At 66.1% G+C, this 20,841-nt stretch carries 15 protein-coding genes; 5 read left to right on the top strand and 10 right to left on the bottom strand.

The window, feature by feature from the left end; all coding sequences use genetic code 11:
* From ABD333_RS07340 to ABD333_RS07325, 4 genes are all read right to left on the bottom strand, one after another.
* Positions 1 to 1,341: DUF6801 domain-containing protein (locus ABD333_RS07340; protein ID WP_344538986.1), on the bottom strand; the 1,341-nt coding region annotated here is incomplete at its 3' end.
* A gap of 149 nt (positions 1,342 to 1,490) precedes the next feature.
* Positions 1,491 to 2,657 (bottom strand): DUF6801 domain-containing protein, encoded by a 1,167-nt coding sequence (locus tag ABD333_RS07335; protein ID WP_344538984.1) that lies wholly within the window; start codon positions 2,655 to 2,657, stop codon positions 1,491 to 1,493.
* Positions 2,658 to 3,092: 435 nt separating this feature from the next.
* The gene (locus tag ABD333_RS07330) at positions 3,093 to 3,341 is read right to left on the bottom strand and encodes a hypothetical protein (RefSeq protein ID WP_344538982.1); all 249 of its coding nucleotides are present in this window, start codon (positions 3,339 to 3,341) and stop codon (positions 3,093 to 3,095) included.
* 408 nt (positions 3,342 to 3,749) lie between these two features.
* Positions 3,750 to 5,648, bottom strand: coding sequence for a fibronectin type III domain-containing protein (locus ABD333_RS07325; RefSeq protein WP_344538980.1), 1,899 nt, complete (start codon positions 5,646 to 5,648; stop codon positions 3,750 to 3,752).
* An 873-nt stretch (positions 5,649 to 6,521) separates the two neighbouring features.
* Here ABD333_RS07325 and ABD333_RS07320 point away from each other — a divergent pair.
* Positions 6,522 to 7,502 carry a helix-turn-helix domain-containing protein gene (locus tag ABD333_RS07320; protein ID WP_344538978.1) on the top strand — a complete coding sequence of 327 codons (981 nt, stop codon included), beginning with the start codon at positions 6,522 to 6,524 and terminating at the stop codon, positions 7,500 to 7,502.
* 291 nt (positions 7,503 to 7,793) lie between these two features.
* On the opposite strand, the gene ABD333_RS07315 is transcribed toward ABD333_RS07320, so the two are convergent.
* Positions 7,794 to 8,411, bottom strand: coding sequence for a hypothetical protein (locus ABD333_RS07315; RefSeq protein WP_344538976.1), 618 nt, complete (start codon positions 8,409 to 8,411; stop codon positions 7,794 to 7,796).
* Between the two features lie 228 nt (positions 8,412 to 8,639).
* Positions 8,640 to 9,596, bottom strand: a complete 957-nt coding sequence (locus ABD333_RS07310; RefSeq protein ID WP_344538974.1) for an alpha/beta hydrolase — start codon at positions 9,594 to 9,596, stop codon at positions 8,640 to 8,642.
* 263 nt (positions 9,597 to 9,859) lie between these two features.
* Between ABD333_RS07310 and ABD333_RS07305 the strand changes: the two genes are divergently transcribed.
* Together ABD333_RS07305 and ABD333_RS07300 are read left to right on the top strand one after the other, a co-directional pair.
* Positions 9,860 to 10,219 carry a hypothetical protein gene (locus tag ABD333_RS07305; RefSeq protein WP_344538972.1) on the top strand — a complete coding sequence of 120 codons (360 nt, stop codon included), beginning with the start codon at positions 9,860 to 9,862 and terminating at the stop codon, positions 10,217 to 10,219.
* 141 nt (positions 10,220 to 10,360) lie between these two features.
* Positions 10,361 to 11,926, top strand: a complete 1,566-nt coding sequence (locus tag ABD333_RS07300) for a S8 family peptidase (protein ID WP_344538970.1) — start codon at positions 10,361 to 10,363, stop codon at positions 11,924 to 11,926.
* A gap of 20 nt (positions 11,927 to 11,946) precedes the next feature.
* On the opposite strand, the gene ABD333_RS07295 is transcribed toward ABD333_RS07300, so the two are convergent.
* Both ABD333_RS07295 and ABD333_RS07290 read right to left on the bottom strand, forming a co-directional pair.
* Positions 11,947 to 12,906, bottom strand: coding sequence for an alpha/beta hydrolase (locus ABD333_RS07295; RefSeq protein ID WP_344540434.1), 960 nt, complete (start codon positions 12,904 to 12,906; stop codon positions 11,947 to 11,949).
* Positions 12,906 to 13,079, bottom strand: a complete 174-nt coding sequence (locus tag ABD333_RS07290) for a hypothetical protein (RefSeq protein ID WP_344538968.1) — start codon at positions 13,077 to 13,079, stop codon at positions 12,906 to 12,908. Before ABD333_RS07290 ends, ABD333_RS07295 begins: the two co-directional genes overlap by 1 nt.
* A gap of 136 nt (positions 13,080 to 13,215) precedes the next feature.
* Here ABD333_RS07290 and ABD333_RS07285 point away from each other — a divergent pair, with 136 nt between their 5' ends.
* Positions 13,216 to 14,094, top strand: coding sequence for a dienelactone hydrolase family protein (locus tag ABD333_RS07285; protein WP_344538966.1), 879 nt, complete (start codon positions 13,216 to 13,218; stop codon positions 14,092 to 14,094).
* A 137-nt stretch (positions 14,095 to 14,231) separates the two neighbouring features.
* Here the strand turns inward: ABD333_RS07285 and ABD333_RS07280 are convergent, their stop codons facing one another.
* Both ABD333_RS07280 and ABD333_RS07275 read right to left on the bottom strand, forming a co-directional pair.
* Complete coding sequence (locus ABD333_RS07280) at positions 14,232 to 15,416, bottom strand: M64 family metallopeptidase (RefSeq protein ID WP_344538964.1); 1,185 nt, start codon at positions 15,414 to 15,416, stop codon at positions 14,232 to 14,234.
* Positions 15,417 to 15,476: 60 nt separating this feature from the next.
* A complete protein-coding gene (locus ABD333_RS07275; RefSeq protein WP_344538962.1) occupies positions 15,477 to 16,412 on the bottom strand; it encodes a LysR family transcriptional regulator in 936 nt (311 codons plus the stop codon).
* Positions 16,413 to 16,967: 555 nt separating this feature from the next.
* Between ABD333_RS07275 and ABD333_RS07270 the strand changes: the two genes are divergently transcribed.
* Positions 16,968 to 20,627 (top strand): S8 family serine peptidase, encoded by a 3,660-nt coding sequence (locus ABD333_RS07270; RefSeq protein WP_344538960.1) that lies wholly within the window; start codon positions 16,968 to 16,970, stop codon positions 20,625 to 20,627.
* The last annotated feature ends 214 nt before the right edge of the window (positions 20,628 to 20,841 follow it).

The following is a 20,841-nucleotide window of genomic DNA, read 5'->3' as shown; positions in this document are numbered from 1 at the left end:
AGAGTCAGCACCAGACGCCGGAGCAGTCCACTTCACCGGAATCTCAGTCTCAGTCGCCTCACCATCAGCAACCAGACCCGTCACCGGACCAGGAAGCTCGGTACCGCCATTGGGGAGGATGTCGAACTTGATGAACGCGTTGTGCGGCACGCCCTCTTCCGGGGTGCAGGGCGCGTCGAACGTGCCGAGCTCGGTCGGCGTGCCGTCGGCCTTGATCGGGGTCAAGCCCTTGAGATCGATGTTTCCGATCTTCATCTCGGCGGCGCCGGCCTTGGTGAACACCAATGACGGCGCGGATCCGTCAGCATTGATGACCATCGGCACGGGCGGAACGTTCTGAGGGACCCGGATCGGTTGCTGCGGGGGCACCATCTTGACGATGGCCAGCACCGGGTTCTCGAACTGCGGCACGCGCATTTCCGCGTGCGCATAGGCGGTGATGCCCTTGATATCGGTCGCCTGGACCTGCTTCAAGGCACCGACGGCAGGCGCACCGAGGGTGTTCACCGATTTGATCTCGATGCGCGGCGCGTGCTCGTTGACCTTGACCGACTGCGGGAAGTTGACCTTCGCGTTGACCTTCAGGATGCCCTTCTCAGACGAGGACCCCACCTTGGGAAGGACACACGTGTAGGAAAGGTTGTACTCGCGCCAGTTGGGGTCGTAGGTCGGCTTCGGGTAGACGACCGGCGGCTGGTTCACAGGAATGTTCTGGGGGGCGGGCTTCGGCGGCTGCGTGCCTCCACCGTCGATGTAGAACTGGTGCAGCCAGTTCTTCTTGTCCGGCTGCTGATCGATCGGCTTCTGGTAGCACGTGACCTTCAGCGGGCCGAGCGACGTCGGCTGGCCGGCCGCGTTGAGCGGCGTCAGGTTCAGCGTGAGGTTGCCGACGGCGATCTGGGCCCACCCGGCCGTGTCGAACTCGTACGTGACGGGTGTTTCACCCTCGGCCAGCACCGTCATCTCGCCGGACTCGGGCACAGCCTTGTTGTTCTCGATCGGGATGTCCTGAACGATGGCCTCGGGGTAGTTCGGCGCCCGGAGACTCACGTCTGCGGAGGCGTATCCGCCGGTGCCGAGGGATACGGCATTGACGGCCCGAAGCCCTTCGACGGTCTCCGGGCCGATCTTGGTCGTAGCCTTGATCTTGAACGGGCCGACTTCCTCGTTCACCTTGACGGTGTCAGGAAGGGCGTCGATCGACATGTCGACCTCGATGTCATTGAGGCCGAGCAGCGGGTAGTCACAGCGATAGGAGAGTTTCCCCGTCGCTGTCGCCGCGGCCGCGTGCGGAACGCCGACGAGCGACGATCCAGCCACGAACGCGGCCGCCAGGGCCACGCTGGCCCCGAACCTTCTCTTACGTCTCACCTGCCAACCTTTCAGATTGGTAGAGGGATCATGCGTATGAGCGAACAGACCGGCCCTCGTCAGTGATGGTGCGAGGACCGGTCTGCATGACTTGCCGGCCCCCGGTCAGGGGGAGGGGTTCACGGCTTGAGGTTGAGGTCGATCGTGTTGCCGGTACCGGAGGCGAAGAGGCCGATGATGCCCTCCAGCGGACCACAGTCCTTGATCGCGGAGATCTTGTAGTCCTTGGTCGCCAGCGTGCCGCCCGTCTTCGGGTTGAAGAACTTGCCGGCCGGGGAGTTCAGCTTGACCTGCGAGACCTCGGTGGTCTTGCAGTTCGCGCCGCCGCCGATCGGGATGGCCCCGAACACCTTGAAGCTGGGCAGCTTGATGTACATCGGCGACGTGGTCGAGATCTCGCCGTTGGCGTACATGCCGGTGGTCGGCCCGGTCTGCTCGAAGTCGACTTCGGCGGTGACCGGCAGGAAGCCGAGGATGCTCATCTGACCCGAGGTCTTCTTCAGGTTCAGCGGACCGGTGATCGCGCCGGTCTTACCGTCCACGGCGACCTTGATGTCACCGGTCAGCGGGACCTTGCCGTTGGCGTTCTTGATGAACGACTCACCCGACAGGTTGAACGCGTAGTTCAACGTGCCCGGGTTCGCATCCTTGGGCAGGGTCTCGGGGTACCAGGTGGGCTTCGGCGTCAGGGGGTCATAGGTGACCGGCTGGTCGATGACCTCGAAGTCGGCCAGCTTCGTGTCCTGGCCGGCGACCACCGTACAGGGCGCGTTGAAGGTGCCCAGCGCGCTGGAGTTGCCGTCGGTCTTGCTCACCGTGACCCGCAGGGCGAGGTTGCCGAGCTCCACGTGGCCACTGCCGGGCTTGATGAACTCAGGCCCGATCGACTCGCCGTAGCCGGGGATGGTGAATCCGCCGTTCGCCGGGATGGCGGTGTTCTTGAGCTGGTTGTCGACGACCACATTGAAGCCGCCCGGGTCGTCGGGCGAGACCAGCTTGACGTTCGCGACCGCCGTGCCGCCGATCTTGACACCGTCGACGGCCTGAAGGCCTTCCGTGGTGTCCGCACCGAGAGCGGCGTCCCAGTTCACCTGGACCGTCGGAATCTCGCTGTTCGCCTTGATCTTCTTCGGGATGGCGGTCTTGATCTTGAGGTCAAGGGTCCGCTTCCCGATCAGGGGGTAGGTGCAGTCGTACTTGAGTGTCTTCTCCACCGGCTCCGCCGCAGCGGTCCCGGTGCCGGCGACACCGACCAGTCCCAGACCAAGTCCGGTGACGGCTCCCATGATCAGGCCCTTTCGCAGGCCTGGAACTCTGTTGGATTTCACGCGTTACCTCTCTAGAGATGAAAGCCGAGGATTCCTCAGCAAGATTCGGGACCCCCGAGTCTCAGATGACTCCTTCCTTGGACGCCGGCAGGCGGGCCTTATCACGCCTGCTCGGCTAGAGGCATCTAGGCCGTCTGACTACCGGGTTACACAACGGAAACCTACTCTTCGGTAGTTCACCCGTCATCGGCCGCGAGTGACAAAGTTCACGATTTATGGCTCATGGACCACAAAAACCCAGGTGAGGCCACGAGGACGCCTGCATCCGAAGCTCTTGACGCTATTTCGCAGCCCGAAGAAATTGTCAGCCAAAGGCAAATCAGACAAGGATTCTGTCAGCCGATGATGAAACCGGCCCGGCGGCGACAATGACTCTCGGTAACGAGCATGTGCCTAGGTTGCACAGGCACGCAAAGCGGCGACAGACTTGGGGTCCTTTGCATCCGGCACGAACGGCTGACCGTCCGGGGGCACCTTGATGCCACGCTTCTTCATGCATGCACGCAGCTCATCGAGCTTCTTCTGCAGACCGGAGTCGGCCTGGCCCAACAGCTGCATCCCGCACTTCTGCACTGCTGCCTGCTGCGCAGAAGAGAGCTTGGAGTAATCGGTAGGGATTCCCTGGATGCCCTCCTGGCGCAAGCAGTTCTCCAGCTTGCTCCTCGCTTGTGCCGCGGCAGCCGTTCCACTACCGCCCGACCCGGAAGGCGTCACAGTGGAGGCCACGACCCCCGGCTGGGACGGCGAGGAGCCGTCTTCGTCTCCGCCCCCACACCCGGTGGCAAAGGAAAGCACAGCGGCGGCAGCCGCGATGGTACAGACAGAATTCTTCAAGCCCCGCACAATCGAGCTCCTCTCGGCGGCACCCTTTCCTGCGAGAGGGTACGTTCGCGCCAAATCAAGGCACAAGCGAAAAGTGTGATGTCAATAACAGGAACGGAAACTTGCTCACTGGACGACAAACGGGTCACCGTCTCTGGTCGCCGGCGGATAAAGAACCGGCGTGGCCGGACTCCACCAGCACGGGAGCCCGGCCGCCTACCGCCAGTGTCAGCGAGCCTGCTTCAGGTCCGCCGGGGTGCAACCCGCGCTGGCGAGCTGGCAGAGGGGCGCCTGAACGATCTTGATCGCGTTGTCGCCGCCAGCGATCGCACCGTTGAGCAACGGGTCCAGGTCCTCGCCCACTCCGCACCCGGTGAACCGAGGGATCGTCATGGTGCCCGCGAGCGGGCCGCCGTCCTTCACGTTCTTGTACTCAGGGGTGCTGTGCAGGGTGACCGGCATCGGCCTCACCGACCGGCATCGTTTCCCGAGGCTGAGGTCGGTTCCGTTCACGGTCGCGTCGAGCAGACGGACCGTCATCTTCACGTTCGCCGTGGCCTTGAAACCCGTATCGGTCTCCTGCCCCTCGAGAAGACCGACCTCACGCTGCTCGAGCTCCATCGTCGCGGTGGTCGGCATGAAGCCGAACGTGAGCATCGTGGCCCGGGTCTGCATGCTGGCCACGAACTTGAACTTGGCCTTAGCCGTCGTCTTCGTCGCGTGGTAAGCGACGTTCGTGAGAACCGGGTTCTGCGCCGGATCGTTCAGCACCACCGCACTGTCGAGCTTCTTCACGTTGGAGAAACCGGCCATGTAGGTGCAGGCTGAGATCCACTCCGGCGTATCGCCGTTGAGCTTGCCGCACTCTGCTGGAGGACCCTTGGGAGTCGTGACGGTGAGGACCGGGCTGGGCCCTGACAGGTTCCCTACCGTGTCCTTGGCACGAACGGTGATCTCATATGTCGTCTGGGGCTTCAGACCGGTCGCCCAGCCGAACGGCTCGACCGACGTTCCGGCCAACCTCTCGCCGGCCGTGCCCTTGTCCCTGGCATAGACGTTGTAGCCCTCGACTCCAACGTTGTCCGTCGACTCCTCCCAGGACACCACGGCGGCGTTGCTCGTCAGAGCGGTCTTGGTGAGCTTGCCCGGCGGGGACGGCGGAGTCGTGTCCGGCCCTTCAGGATCGAGGGTCACCTGAGCGGGCGCGCTCGCCTCCGAGACGTTCTTCGAGAGATCTCTGGCTTTGACCGTGAAGGAGTGGCTGGACCCGGGGGTGAGCCCCGTCAGTGTCTCGTTGGTCTTCGACCCCGGATTGACCTGCTTGACGAGCTTGTCACCGTCATAGATGTCATAGCCGGCCACCCAGAAGTCATCCGCGGACCGTCCCCACGACAGGGTCGCTTGAGTCGACGACTTGGACGTGACCCGCACCGCACCCGGCTTGGACGGTGCCTTCGTGTCCGGCTCGTCGACGACTTCGTACTCAGCGATCACGTTCTTCTGGTCGGGCCGCTGCTTGCACGTCACGTCGATCGTCCCGAGCGTCGTGGGTTTGCCGTCGGCCTTTCTCGGCATGATCTTCATCTGAAGATCTTTAACGATGAAACGCCCGTGGCCGGCCTTCTCGACCTCCAGGGGAAGCAGTTGCGTGCTTACCTTGATCTTGAAGGCTCCCGCCGGCGGAATTCTGGTCTTGGGGACCTGGAAGTACTGGTCAGCATTCTCGATACCGCCGGCGGGATCCTCCCAGCGGGCGTTCGCATGGCCTAGTTCTGCCCATGACCCCTGGTTGTCCAGAGTTCCACCGAGCTCCACCGCGCCAACGGCGGTCAGGCCATCTGTCGTCTCCGCGTTCACCGTCGCGACGGCCTCGATCGTCTCTGACGGATACTCCTTGCCCGCGGTGGTCTGCAACGAGACCCGCTTCGGGAAGTCCAGAGTCATCGCGGTGGTCAGCTCGTGTTCGCCGATCAATGGGTACTTGCACGAGTACTTCAGATTGATCGACGTCGGCTCGGCGACCGCCGCCGGTGTACCGGGAGAGGCGATGGAGCCGCCGACCACGGCGGCGGCAGCGGCCAGCACCAGGGTGGCCCTCCGCCGTCCAGGAGTGATCAGATCCTTCATCGCGCCACGCCTCTCCTACCGCCACGGAACCTCTCGCCGCCCTGCACAGGCTCCAGGAACAAGAACTGGTTGCCGCGAGAATAGGGACTCGCTTAACCCCCGCGTAACGGGCGACCCAAGATCCGTTCGATAACTAACACCAAGCGAGCACCGCTCACACGGAGCTTGTCACCGGACGCTATGGGTTGATTGCCCGCCAGGAGCCTACGGATGGCCGAAAATTATCATCGGGTGAGCATCCCGACGCTGTCTCCCAGTGTTCCGGAGCAGCTCACGTCAGTTCCGAAGCCTACTCTCGGATGCCGAGGTTTGCGCCGCGGCAGGGGGTTGGTATCCGCGTGCCATGCACCGGCTCGACATCGAACTTTCGTTGTAGCCGTAGCCACCGATACCCGTTGTGGAGAATGCGACACCGGACAACGAGCTCTTCGTGCAGCGACCGATGGGCTCCTGAACAAGTTCAACCGGAGTTCGCCATACAAACAGCGTTGAATATGGAGTAGAACATCATTGCTGACCGTGCCGGAATGATTGCTTCACGTAAAATGAGACGCATCATAGCGCGAAGCGGTCAGTAGCGGTGTCGAGGTCATCAGATGAACATCGCCTTCATCGTCTGCCGCCAATTACGCAGACTTCTCTATCGCGATGCGAGTACTTTTGTAGCAGCAGGCCTCCAATTCCATGCCGACCTTAGTGATCTGTCATCAGGAAGAAGAAGCCGACAAAGTTATTGACAACCAATGACAGTCGTTCCGACCCGAGTCTGATTACGATCACGGAGAGCAGCGTCGACGGCTGAGCTCGGTCACGCTTGGTGTCGGGTTCACAAAGGTAAGCGGGGGTCTCATGCCGGGCAGTATCGCCACGAGGATGTTCCGGACTGAGCAGCTTCCACCTGAACAGCGCTTCGAGTGCTGGCTCGACTTCACCGCACGAGAGTTCTGGCGCGTGCACGGAACCAGCGATCACAAACATCACTTTCGCGCGTCGGCTCGCGTGCTCGACCTGGGGCTCATGCGGGTTGCGGCTCTGAGCAGCCAATCCATGGAGTCCGGTAGGACCCTTCCCCTCATACGCCAGGCAGATCCGGACGTTTACCTGCTGAAACTCTTCCTGCGGGGCAGCGGAAAAGTGTGGCATGAGAATCACCGCACCGACGTACAACCCGGCGGCTTCCTGCTTCTGGACAGTTCACTGCCCTACCGCTTCCAACTGTCGGATCACAACGGCCTCGCAGAGACTCTGGTGGTCCAAGTGCCTCGTGGTCAGTTGGCGCTACCGTCCGGCCAGATCGACCGACCCATTTCCATGCCCTTCCACTCCAGGGACGGGGTCGGAGCTGTGTTTCACAGCTATCTGGTGGAGCTCATGAAGCAGGCAGACGACTACGGCGGCACCGCCAATAACGCCCTCTCGACGGCCACCCTCCACCTGCTCAACGCCATGTTCGGTCAATGGCTCGACGGCCCGTACGAATACGACGACCAGCCGGGAGCGCTGCTGGCTCAGATCCATCTCTTCATCGAGCAGCGCCTCGGCGACCCTGGACTGACCCCCGACGTCATCGCCGCCACCCACCAGATCTCCACTCGGCATCTGCACCGCATCTTCCGACACGAGGGGGTCGGTATAGCGGGCTGGATACGTCGACGCCGGCTAGAGAACTGCCGCCGCGATCTCACGGACCCGCAGCTGCGATCGCAGTCCGTGCACGGCATCGCCAAACGATGGGGATTCTCAGACGGTGCACATTTCAGCAGACTCTTCCGCACCACTTTCGGGATGCCGCCGGGCGCATACCGCCGTTCGGCGCTGCGCCCTGACGGCGGCCGTGGATTGTCCAGCCACTGAGCACTGCGGCTCGCCGCCCACGAAAGAGGAGGGCCTGAGGCCCGGGCCCTTCTTGAATTCTGCGGGTCGCCATCGTCAGGCCCTGGGTCACCGAGCCGGGCTTGGGATTCTGGCAGGGGCCTTGAGCAGAAGCTGGAGCTTCTTCGAACAAGCGAAGCGGCTCCGCCGACGTCCGTCGACGTCGGCGGAGCCGCTTTCCGCTGCCCGCAAACGCTATCAGCGCAGAGGTCAGCAGGTCGGGGCTCGGCCATTAACGCCCTATTGCCGGTGCAGAGCGCTGGTGCGGCCGAGCTATCGGCGGGCGGCGCGCGGCTTGGACGTGAACGTGCCAAGAGTCAGAGTCTGGCCTGAGTTCGGGGTGCAGTTGACGGTGTAGTACGCGTCGCCGTTCGGCGCTTGGGAGATCACGGTTCCGGCATCGTCCTTGACCGTCAGCCTCAGGATGACGTTACCGAGGGAGAACGTGTTCGTACCCGCGTTCGCGTAGTGAAATCCCTTGGGCAGGGCGCCGTGGTCTTGGAATTCGTAAGGCTCGCCCAGATCCAGCGGAGGCATGGTCTCAGCGGACTTGGCGAAGATTTGAAGGCCGACGTTGTTGGCACCCGACAACGGGACCTTGCGTGTGCTGTTGACCTGAATCGTGCCGGTCTTCTTCGGGTAAGAGAAACTAGTGATCTTTGTATCGAGCGTTCTTCCGAAGCTGAATACCGTGTACAGACCCATTTCCGGCATGGGTTCGTCCGCAAAGACAGAGCGCGGCAGCGCCGAGCTGGACTTTGAGGCCATGGGAAGGGCGCTTCCGTCGTGGAACTGGCAGGTATAGGCGACCGTCGCCGCGACGGGCTGCGCCGTGGCTGTGCTCGTCCCGAAGAGCTGACCGGCGCCGAAGCCGAGCACTGCGGCGCTCACGGCCGTGACCGTGACTTTCTTGGCTGCGCTATTTCTGCTTGCCATTGAGTTGCTCCTTGCCGAGGGTTGATGACTCAATGACGATAATCCGGACATGGTCCACCTGTCGTTGATCATCAGCGCCAAGGACTTGGATATTTCCGACACCTCGAGGGGCTCGTAACGCGTTGACTCCCCCGCCCGTATGTGGCCAGGCGGAGGAGCCGAACGTGACTGAGCCGGTCGAGGTCAGGCGGCGGCGTGTTTGGGGGTGGTGGTTTCGCGGATGAACGTGGCGACCTCGTCGATGGCCTGCATGCCTTCGGGGATGACGCCGGCGAAGGCGGGGAAGACGTGGATCTGGTTCTCCCAGATCTGGAGGCGGTGCGGGACGTCGGCTTCGGCAAGGCGCTTGGCCATGAGCTCGGCGTCCCAGCGGAGCCCTTCGCAGGAGCCCACGATGATGAGGACCGGCGGGAGGTTCTGGAGGGCCTGGTCGCAGGGGGACGGGAGCGGGTCGCCTTCCATTCCGGCGAGCAGGAGGCGCTTCAGGGGCTTGAGGCGGTGCACCGGGATGTAGACGTCGGTCTTGGTGTGCGGGTAGGTGGAGCGGGCCTCGTGGTCGAGGTCGACGAGGGGTGAGAGGGCGGCGATTCCGGCGGGCGCGGGAAGGCCGGTTTTGAGGGCGGTCAGGGCCGTGGTGAACGCGAGGAAGGCGCCTGCCGAGTCGCCGGAGATGACGATGTTCTCGGGGGCGTAGCCCTGGTCCAGGAGCCAGCGGTACGAGGCGAGCGCGTCGGCCATGGAGGTCGAGAGCGGCGCACTGGGGAGCTGGCGGTAGGCCACGGAGAACGCCGTCGCGTCCGAACGTTCGGCGATGCGCTCGACGAGCTTGCGGTGGGTGCGCAGGCCGCAGCAGAAGAAGCCGCCGCCGTGCAGGTAGAGGATCACCCGGTCGGGGTTCGTGACGCCGGCGGGCCGGATCCATTCGCCGTGGAAGCCGTCCAGCCGGATCCGTTCGACCTCGGTGTCGCGGGACGTGCGCATGAGGAGCGGCGCGCCCAGGTCGAGGACGACCGCCAGCCGCAGCATGAACTTGGTGAGCGGGCTGTAGCGGAAGATCGGGCGGATGGCGTACTTCATGAACGCCGAGAAGCGACGCGCCTGCTTACTGCAACCTGGACGTTCTTCGATCACGGGTTCCATGGACGGCGCTCCTTCGACCCCGGGGTGGAGTGCCATCGAGCCTAGGGAGCCGGGCACTGACAAAGCTGCTCATCTCACGCCAAACCCAAGGCCGCGACATTGCCAGGGAACGCGCACGCGTGGTCACCGCCCGCACGACCCGTTCGCCGTTGTCACCAGGATGACAAGAAGCGGCGGCCGAACGTGGCGCGAGGGGCATCGACCCGGACGAGGGAGGCACATAGTGTCGGCCCCCGCTCACACGTGCGTCGAAGGGATCTGCCGTGAAGCTCGCGTTCGGTGCGGGACTGGTCGCGCTCACCGCCCTGCTGGCCGCCTGCGGCGGGGATGACACGGGGGACGCCGCGTCTCCCCCGGCCGCGCCGGTGGTTCCGACGACCTCGGCGCCGGTCGCCCCGTCCACGATCTCGCCCACGACACCTCCTCCGGCCGCGAGCCCCTCACGACCCGCGCCGCAGGTGAGCGCTTCGTTCACCGCCTGCATGCGCAAGCACGGGGTGAAGATCCCCGACCGCAGTGAAGCCTGGACGCCGCCACCGAACACCGATCGGGCCAAACTCCAGAAGGCCTTCGCCGAGTGCATGCGCCGCATGGCGCCCTCTCCCCCGCCGCAACAGCCCTGAGTTGTCAAGGGGCGACAGACGAAGCCATGGCGGATTCCTGCTCAGGATGTTGATAGATCCGCGGCTCGCCTTTCTCCAAGATGTGGCGCCGGGCCCGGCGTCGGCTCGCCCGTACACGCATCGAGGAAAGGGTGTTCCGACTTGGCCAGGACTCGAAGGCTGCTGGTGACGGCGGCGGCGGGCGCGATCTTCCTCCCGCTGCTGACCGCGGTCCCGGCTGCCGCTGAGGGAGAGATCCTCAACGCGCAGGCGGCACGGCCCGTCAAGGGCAGCTACATCGTCACGCTCAAGGACACCGAGACATTGCGCCAAGAGGGCGTACAGCGGGAGGCCCGGCGGCTCACCCGCAAGTACGCGGGGAACGTCGGTTTCGTCTATCAGCGGGCCGTCAGGGGATTCCAGGCACTGCTCAGCGAGGAGAAGGCCGAACGGCTCGCGGCCAACCCCGCCGTCAAGTCCGTCGAGCAGGACGTGCAGGTCACGGCTTCCGACGTCCAGCAGAACCCGCCGTCCTGGGGCCTGGACAGGCTCGACCAGAAGGCGGTCCCCCTCAGCCGCACCTACACCTACGACACCGCGGCCTCCAACGTGACGGCCTACATCGTCGACACCGGGATCATGACGTCCCACGCGGACTTCGGCGGGCGGGCCAAGTCCGGGTACGACTTCGTCGACAAGGACGCCGACGCCACCGACTGCAACGGCCACGGCACCCATGTCGCGGGCACGGTAGGCGGAGCCGCCCACGGGGTCGCCAAGGGCGTCAAGCTGGTCGGCGTTCGCGTGCTCAGCTGTACGGGCAGCGGTTCGACGGCAGGTGTGATCGCGGGCGTCGACTGGGTGACGGCGAACGCCGCGAAGCCGGCGGTCGCCAACATGAGCCTCGGCGGCGGCGTGAGTTCCACGCTGGACGCCGCCGTCGAACGGGCCGTCGCCTCCGGCGTCACCTTCGCCGTCGCCGCGGGCAACGACAACAAGAACGCCTGCAACGCCTCCCCGGCCCGGACGCCCGGCGCCCTCACCGTCGGCGCGACCACCTCGGCCGACGCCCGCGCCTCGTTCTCCAACTACGGCTCCTGCCTGGACCTGTTCGCACCCGGTGCGGGCATCGTCTCGTCGTGGATCGGCGGCGACTCGGCGACCAGGACGGCTTCCGGCACGTCGATGGCGTCCCCGCACGTGGCGGGCGCCGCGGCGCTGGTCCTGGCGGGCAACCCCGGCTACACCCCGGCCCAGGTGGGCTCCGCGCTGACCTCGGCGGCGAGCACCGGTACGGTCACCGGTCCGGGCAGCGGATCCCCGAACCGCCTGCTGTTCACGACGGACGGCAGCGGCGCGCCGCCTCCCCCGCCGCCGCCCCCCTGCGACGCGAAGACCAACGACACCGACACCGCGATCCGTTCGTGGCAGACCTCGTCCAGCCCGGTCACGATCGCCGGTTGCACCGGGAACGCCAGTGCCACCACCAAGGTCACGGTCGACCTCACGCACCCCCGACGCGGATCGCTGACCATCGACCTCGTCGCGCCCGACGGCACGTCCTATCCCCTGAAGGGCTTCGATCTCTTCGACGGCGCCGCCGACCTCAAGACCACCTACACCGTGGACGCCTCCGCTGAGGCGAGCAACGGCGCGTGGACCCTCCGCATCGCCGACTGGTGGTTCGGCACACAGGGCACCCTCAACACCTGGACCCTCACCCCGTAACGGCCTGGAGCGACCGCTGTCTACGCCGCGCGGGCGGTCGGGCGTGGGGTCGGGGTCACCTCGTAGACGAACGCGGCGATCTCGTCGAGGGCTTGGGCGCCCTCGGGCACGACTCCGGCGAACACGGGGAAGACGTGGACCTGGTCCTCCCAGATCTGGAGGCGGTGCGGGACGCCGGCTTCGGCCAGCCGGGCGGCCATGAGCTCGGCGTCGAAGCGGAGGGCCTCCCGGGACCCGACCATGATGAAGACGGGCGGGAGGCCGGTCAGGTCGCGGGTGGAGGGTGACGGGTCTTCGTCCATCCCGGCCAGGAGAAGCCGCTTCAGGCCCTTCAGGCGATGCGCGGGGATGTAGGCGTCTTTCCTGGTGTGCGGATAGGGCTTGCGGGCGACGTGGTCGAGGTCGGCCAGGGGCGAGAGCGTGACGATGCCGGCGGGGACGGGGAGCCCGGCTTCGAGGGCGCTCAGCACGGTGGTGAACGCGAGGAAGCCGCCTGCGGAGTCGCCCGCGATGACGATGTCGTCCGCGCCGTACCCCTGGTCCAGGAGCCAGCGGTACGAGGCGAGGGCATCGGCCATCGAGGTCGACAGAGGCGCGCCGGGGAGCTGCCGGTAGGCGACCGAGAAGGCGACGGCGTCCGAACGCGCCGCCAGGCCCGCGACCAGGTTGCGGTGCGTACGCAGGCCGCAGGAGAAGAAGCCGTCGCCATGCAGGTAAAGGATCACCCGGCCGGGGTTCGTGATGCCCTCGGTCCGGATCCACTCGCCGTGGAAGCCGTCCAGCCGCACTCGTTCGATCCTCGTGTGCCGTGACGGGCGCATCACCACCGAGGCTCCCCAGTCGAAGACTCCGGCCAGCCTCAACATCGGCGGCGTGAGCGGGCTGTAGCGGAGCACCGGGCGGGTCAGGCACTTCAGGAGGAACGCGATTCGGCGGGCCTCTCGGCTGGTGCCGAGCCGGTTCTCGATAACGGACTCCATCACGACGCGTTCCCCTCGGCGAAGCTGCTTTCCAGCCGACGGTAGAGACCGATTTGACCGCGACGTAACGGCGTCTCAGAACCGGCGCGATATTTGATAATCGCGCTGCCACAAAACTCAGAGTTTTGTCGCGTGCCGCCAACACCGAGCGCGGCGACCTCCTCCGCAGCCACGGCAAGACGCCACGATGGCCCCGGCGAATGTCACTCGGTGACAGGTTGCGTGAGCGTATTTCGTTCTCAGGTGAATGGGTCCTGGCCCGGTCTTCTGCGACAGTTCGGGCCCACCCCTTTGTCGAAAGGCCCTCCGATGAACGACGCCTTCCGAAGACGCACCGCGACCCTGCTCATGGCCGCCGGGTTGTCCACGGTGCTCCTGACTGCGCCGGCGGCCGCGGACGCCAATCCCTACGAGCGCGGCCCGGCGCCCACCGAAGCCTCGATCACCGCAGGCACCGGCCCGTTCGAGGTGGCGTCGGTCTCGGTGCCGGGGGCGAGCGGGCTCGGGTTCGGCGGCGGCACGATCTACCATCCGAAGGCCACCGGCCAGGGGACGTTCGCCCCGATCGTCGTCACGCCCGGTTTCATCGGCCCGCAGTTCTCGATCGCCTGGTACGGGCCCCGGCTGGCGTCCCAGGGCTTCGTCGTGATGACGATCTCCACCAACGCACCGATGGACGTGCCGCCCGATCGTGCCAAGCAGATGCTCGCCGCGTTGGACTACCTGACCCAGAAGAGCGCGGTGAAGGACCGTGTCGACGCGAGCAGGCCGGGATTGATGGGGCACTCGATGGGTGGCGGCGGCACGATCCGGGCGGCCGCCGAACGGCCCGAGATCAAGGCCGCCATCCCGCTGGCCCCGTGGGACCCCGACGCCTCCCTCGCGCGCCCGGTCAAGGCCAACACGCTGATCATCGGCGCCGACATGGACTTCATCGCCCCGGTGTCCATGTTCTCCGAGCCCATGTACGCGGAGTTGCAGAGCGCACCGGAGAAGGCCTACCTGGAGCTCAACAACGCAGGCCACGTCATCTCCTACATCGCGCCGAACACCACGATCGCCAAGTACAGCATCGCCTGGATGAAGCGGTTCCTGGACAACGACACCCGCTACGACCAGTTCCTGTGCCCGCCGCCCAAGCCGAGCTCCGCCATCAAGGAGTACCGGGACACCTGCTCGCTCGGCTGACCGGCCCCCCGGAGACGTCCACGACCTTCGTCCCCGGGAGGGTTCGCGAACGCCGGGCACACGTCCCTGGGCATGGGCTCGCCGATCCCCGGATGTCAGCGGTTCGGCCGGGGATCGGCGAGGCGGGCTACGCGGTGCTAGCCGCCGATACTCCAGGTGCGGGTATCGGTCAGCGAGCCACGCTTCAGGGCGGGGTCGCGCACCCATGGCGTGTTGTCGGTGACGGTCGCGGTCACCGTGTGCGTGCCCTTGGCCAGGCGCAGCGATGGAACGTGCAGTGCGTTGCCCTGGCCCGCGTAGTGGCCGTCGACGGTCCAGGTCGTGGTGACCCTGGACGAGACCGGCCGCACCCAGAGGGTGGTGGAGGCCCCGGACGCCGCGTCTATGAGCCCGGTCTCGCGGTAGAACGCGGCGATCATGGCTTCGCGGCCGGGCAGGTTGAACTGGCGGCCGAGCGTTCGCATGATCGAGTTCTGGCTGGGCCGGTAGACGCCGTACCGGTAGTAGTAGCCGCCCTCGTACGTGTCGATCACGCCGCCGTCCGGAGTGGCCTGGCCGAGCCAGGCGTGCCACTTCAGCCGGTACTGGCGCATGGTCTCGCGGGAGTAGATCGAGACGTTCGGCTCACGCGGCTCGCCGCCCGTATACCGGTTACCACCCTCGTACTCGTCGGCGAGCCCGCCGATCGAATGGCCGAGCTCGTGGATGGCGACCTGGCCGGACTGGGCGTTGCCGCCGGACGCGGTGGCCACCCTGCCGCCCGCGCCTCCGTAGGTGGTGCTGTTGCCGAGTGCCAGCACCTGATCGACGTCGGGGGCCTGCGCGGCGTACTGCTGTGCCTTGGTCTCGTTCACGCAGAGAAGCCGTTGGATGCCTCCGCAGTAGAAGCCCATGTCCATGGCGGTGTTGCGGTTGACGCCATAGGGGTCGTTGTCCACTCCGGACTGCGGCGAGGCGACGTTGACCTGCCAGACGTTGAACTGCGTGCGATGCGAGCGGAACGGCTCGATGGCCATGATCTCGGCGAACTTGCTCCGGACGTGCTGGCCGTACGTGGTGAACTGGCCGCTCGTGTAGCCGTCGCCCACGAAGACGAGGTCGAAGCGGCTCTCACTGGGCCCGTTGACCTCGATCGGAACGACATCGGCGGCGGCGATCACGGAGCGGGGCGCGGGGGCGTCGGCGGGGGTGCGGGTCAGCTTCACACGCTGGATGGTGCCGTCCGGCGAGAACACCTCACGCCACTCCGTACGGGCGATCTGGGCGGCCGCGGTGCCTGGGAGGAACGCGAGAAGGAGACAGAGGATGGTTGCGATGCGCACGGGGATCCTCCTTGAGGGGAGAGCCCCGAGTATCGTCAAATTGCGGCTTTTCGCCCTATCTCAACCCTCCATAACTCTCGTGTGATGCCACCGCGCATAGGCAGGGCTGTCAGCAATGGCGTCGCGGTACGCCTCCTCGGCGAACGCCCGCAGCTCACCGATCCGGTCGGCCAGCGGGCCGCCGTGCCGCCAGGCGAGCAGGTGCCGCATCCACAGCGGCGGTCCGGCGAGGGGCCGCATCATGATGTCCGGCCCGGCCCGCCAGGTGGCCTGGCACGGCGCGACCGCCCGCCCCTCGCCGACCAGGGTCCGGATCATGTCGCGTTCGGTCATCATGTGGCGCACGCGCGGCGTGAAGCCGGCCTCCTGGCAGGCGGAGTAGAAACACTCCGGCCATCCGGCGCCGTCCGGCGGGGTGACCAGCCAGTCCTCGCCCGCCAGGTCGGCCAGCACGACCTCGTCACACCCGGCGAACCGGTGCCCCGCGGGCAGGGCGACGAAGACCGGCTCGACCGCGATCAGCTGGGTGCCGATCCCGGGCATGACGGGCAGTTCGTGCCCGGGATAGTCGACCAGCGTCGCGACGTCCAGCCGCCGCGAGACGAGCAGATCCAACAGCAGGCGCGGCGAGTACTCGGTCTGTACGGTGATCCGCGACCCCGGCAGCTCGAACAGCCGGTGCAGCAAGCCGGACAGCACAGGCGTGGCGTAGCCGCCGATGCGCACGCCGTCCGTGCCGTCGGCGGGCCCGGTCAGAAGCTCGTCCACGGTCATGAGCGCGGACCGGGCCCGGTTGAGGACGAAACGGCCGAACGGGGTCGGCGTGACACCGAGCCTGCCCCGGCGGAAGACCTGACCACCGAGCGCCGCCTCGATCCGGTGCAGCTGCGCGGCGAGGGCGGGCTGCGAGACCCCCAAGGTGGCGGCGGCCCGGCTGACGCTACCCGCGTCGGCGATGGCGCACAGCGCCCGCAGATGCCGCAGTTCGACCTGCACATCGACCACCTTCGGCCCATCCGCTGCACCTCGGCCGGCCGAGGGCTTTCGCGCCATAAGAGCACGAACGAACCCCGTCGGACAGCCCCAAAGATCAAGTAGACCGAACAGTGCGCGGCGAGCATTTCTCGCCGGAATTTAGCTGTCGCTGACAAGAACAGCACTTTCCCTGTCAATAAACCGCGGCCACACGGACATACCTCCAGAGATAAGCATATACAAGCTTGTTCTTCAGCCATCCGAGAGTCAGAATCGCGCACGTGATCAGTCGCGCACATAAACAACGGCTCACATTGACATCGGAGGCTGAATTTGTCCGCTCCCCCACGCAGGCGCGCCGTCGCGGCGGCGCTGTCAGCGACAGCGCTGATGCTGTCGGTTGTCCACGGGCCGGCGGCCGGCGCCGAGGGGCCATCTGCACGCTCCGGCCCAGCGCACGCAGGATCGGCCGCCGAGCCACACGCGGTGAGCCTCATCACGGGCGACTCCGTCGTGTACGACGCATCCAGCCGACAGGTGAGGCTTACCGGTAAGAGACCTGGCATCGCCTACAAGATGATCACCAGCGGCGACGACCGATACGTCATCCCGAGTGACGTCCAGCCGCTCATCGCCGCGAAGAGCGTGGACCGGGAGTTGTTCAATGTCAGCCGGTTGGTCGACGACGGACTGGCCGACGCCGGCAAGCCGCTGCCAGTGATCGTCGATTACCGGTCCGGCAAAGAGCCCCCGAATGCCGGCACGCTGCGTGCGCGGGCCGACGCTCTGCCCGGAGGCAAGACACGACGAACCATCGCTGGAGCCGGCCTGGTCTCCTTCTCGGTGGACCGCAGGCAGCGCGGCGCGATCTGGTCTGCGCTCGCCCCGGCCAAAGCCGCCGCGAAGAACGGCAGAGCCGTTCTTCGCGGATCCGCGCAGCGCCTGCTCCTCGACAGGAGGGTCAGCGCCACCCTCGAGCAGAGCGTCCCGCAGATCGGCGCCCCCCAGGCATGGCAGGCCGGGCACACCGGTCAAGGTGTCAAGGTGGCCGTGCTCGACACCGGACTCGATCCAGGCCCCGATTTCGAGGGCACCGTTATCGGCGGCAAGAGCTTCGTCGGCGGCGAGGCCCCTCTCACCGACGGCCGCGGCCACGGCACCCATGTCGCCTCGACCGTACTGGGACAGGGAAAGGCCGGGACACCGGTGCGCAAAGGCGTGGCACCAGGCGCCAAGCTGCTGGTCGGCAAGGTACTCAACGCAGGCGGGCACGGTTTGGAATCCGACATCATCGCCGGCATGCACTGGGCCGCCGAAGAGCAGGACGCCGACATCATCAACCTGAGCCTCGGCGCGCCAGAGCGTCAGGAGACCGATCTGCTCGCCCAGACCGTTGATGATCTCTCGGCGACGACTGGAGCGCTCTTCGTGGTCGCCGCGGGGAACGAGGGTGCCGCTGCCCGGACGCTGGACTCTCCCGGGATCGCCGCGTCGGCGCTGACCGTGGGCGCGGTCGACAAGGCCGACAAGCTCACGGACTTCTCCTCACGTGGCCCGCGGCAGACCGACGGCGGCGTCAAGCCGGAGATCTCGGCCCCTGGTCACCAGATCGTGGCCACCCTCGCCGAGGGCACGTCGATGGGCTCTCCCGTGGACGCCAACTACACGTCCGCCTCCGGCACCTCGATGGCCACTCCGCACGTGGCCGGCGCCGCCGCGATCCTCAAACAGCAACACCCCACATGGAGCAGTGCGCAGATCAAAGCCGCACTGGTCGGCTCCGCCAAGGACATCGGCCGCACCGCTTTCGAAACTGGAAGCGGCCGTGTCCAGGTGGACAAGGCCATCAAGCAGACCGTGCTCGCCACTCCCGACACCCTCAGCCTCGGCCGCCTGACCGCAGGCCAAGGCCAGGTGACCAAGACCGTCAGTTACACCAACACCGGATCAAGCCCGGTCACCCTCGCTCTGAAGGCCGAGCTCAAGGACAGCAAGGGCAACGTCGTTCCCTCCGACAAGGTGACCCTCTCCCCCTCCACCCTCACCATCGCGGCAGGCCAGACCGGGCAAACACAGCTGACCGTCCGTCGCCCGGACGACTACAGCGGGATCTTCCAGGGGCGGCTCACCGCGACCGCGGGTGACCAGCAGATCGCCACCGCCATCGGCCTTGACGGCCCGGTCCACAACGTCACCTTCCGCGTGATCAACCGTTCGGGCAACACCCTGTGGGACAAGCCGCTGACCGTCCTGCCCCTCGACGACCCGGACGCGGGATGGACGGAGTACGAGGAGGCCAACCGCACACTCCAGTTGCCACAAGGCTCCTACCAGTTCGCGATCGAGGGCTCTCTCGGGGAGGCCGGCACAGCGGGAGGCGGGACCCTTCTCGCGGTTCGCCCCGAGGTGAACGTCACGAGCGCCACCGAGGTCGTCTTCGACGCGCGGCAGATGAAACCCATTCAGGTCAACACCGGCAATCCCACCGTTCCAGAGGCGACCAGCATGAGCTGGAACCGATGGGCCGACAGCCGCCGCGGCTTCTCCGTGTCCTGGATCGGCCGTCATCTCACCCAGATGCCGGTGTACGTGATGCCGACATCGGCGCCGGTCACGAAGGGAACGTTCGCCATCGGGTTCCAGGGTCAATGGATCAAGCCACCTGTCCTGCTGGAGTACGGCGGCCTCCGGATCGGCGGGCGCTATCACGACTTCCATCGCGAAATCGAGGTTCCCGGCTCCTGGTCGAAGCTCGAGATGTTCGCGGCGGGCAAGCGCGACATCAACCTCGTGTACGTCGGCGATGGCAGCGCGGCCCAGCTGCCGGCGGTGACACTGGACAACAAGGTCGCCCTGGTTCAGCGTCCCGGAAACGGAGAGCCGGGAGCCGCCGTGGCGCAGCGCCTCAAAGACGCCGGCTACCAAGGCGCCATCGTCTTCGAGTCTCGCGATGGCTACGAGGCCACCAACGAGCAGGAGGATCAACTCATGAAGGGCGGCGAGAAGCTGCCCGTCGCCGGTATAACCCGCGCCAACGGACTGAGCCTGCTCCAGGCCGCCGCCCTTGACGTCGGCGAGCACGTCCAGCTCAGCCTCACCAGCACGATCAGGCCCGACGAGGTGTGGAACCCGGCCAAGTACTGGAAGAACCAAATTCCGGCGGACCCGCGGATCAGCATGGACGAGAGCAACTCGGCGTCGCGCGCGGTGCTCTTTCCTTCCACTGAGCCCGATCTCCACGCGGAGACCAACGCGGCGATGGCCACCTATCTCTTTGGGAACAGCTTCGTGGAGAACTCCAATTACTGGGCGCCTGTCAGGCGGCGAGAATTCTTTCCTGCCGACCCGGACCTGCAATGGGCCCGGATCCTGCTTCCGTATGAAGGCGTCAGTCACGGTTGGGTGCGCTGGGACAAGTACCCGGTACCGTCCGCAGGCATCGAGATGCGAGGCCGCGCACCGTTCCGGCTCGGCCAGCTCGAACGAGTCAACCGACCCGCCTCTGGCTTCGGCTCCTCTCCGACGCCACTGTTCTTGGGACGGCGCGGAAACACCCTCTATCTCGCCCCGGAGCTCGTGGCCGGTGAATGGCACAGCGAACAGGGCGGGCGGTACGGCGGGATCAGCGGCGTCCAGCCGCCGAGCGACAACGTCGTCGACACCCTCACCCGGGAGGGCACAGCGCTGCAGCCACGTACCGACGACGGGTTGCACGCCTACGACGTTCCGGCGGGGGACGCCCGCTACAGCCTGCGCCTGGTCTACAAGGCACCGATGTCACGGTTCACCGACTATGAGGTCGACACGACCTGGGGCTTCAATTCCCGAACGCCAAGCGCCGCCACCGTCCCCTCAGGCTACGTCTGCGGCATGCGCGGGACCTCAGGATCGGGCGACTGCGCCGCGACGCCACTGCTCCTTCTCGACTACGGCATCTCACACGACATGGCCTATACGGTGGCCGCGAACAGTGCCGTGGAAGTCACTGTCTTCGGACACCACCAGCCTGGCATTGCCAATTCCGGACTCACCCAGGTCCAAGCGTCGGTGTCGTACGACGCAGGGGCCACATGGCAGGCCGCTTCGGCCTCGCCACGCACCGACGGCGGATACGCCATCGCCCTCAACACGCCCAACCTGCCGGGAGCCAAGGTGTCACTCCGCGTCCAGGCTCGTGACGCGGACGGCAACACCGTCGACCAAACGCTGAAGAAGGTCGTCACACTTCGCCGCTGACCCGGCGTCGCGCACCGCTGGTGAGGAAAGCTCCTCACCAGCGGTGGCGGCTCAGGGCAGAGCGGGCACGAAGCAGGTCCACGCCGTCTGTAACTGACAGCCGGGATGGACCGGATCGGCCGAGTTGTCGGCGTGGGGCTAGCCGAGGCGTTCGAGGACGAGGCGGTGACCTTCGCTCTCCCGGCCGACCGACCAGATCGAGTCCGTCAGCGTG

Source organism: Actinomadura fulvescens (genome assembly GCF_039533225.1).
GTDB classification, from domain to species: domain Bacteria; phylum Actinomycetota; class Actinomycetes; order Streptosporangiales; family Streptosporangiaceae; genus Spirillospora; species Spirillospora fulvescens.
This window is presented reverse-complemented; position numbering and strand designations above follow the sequence as displayed.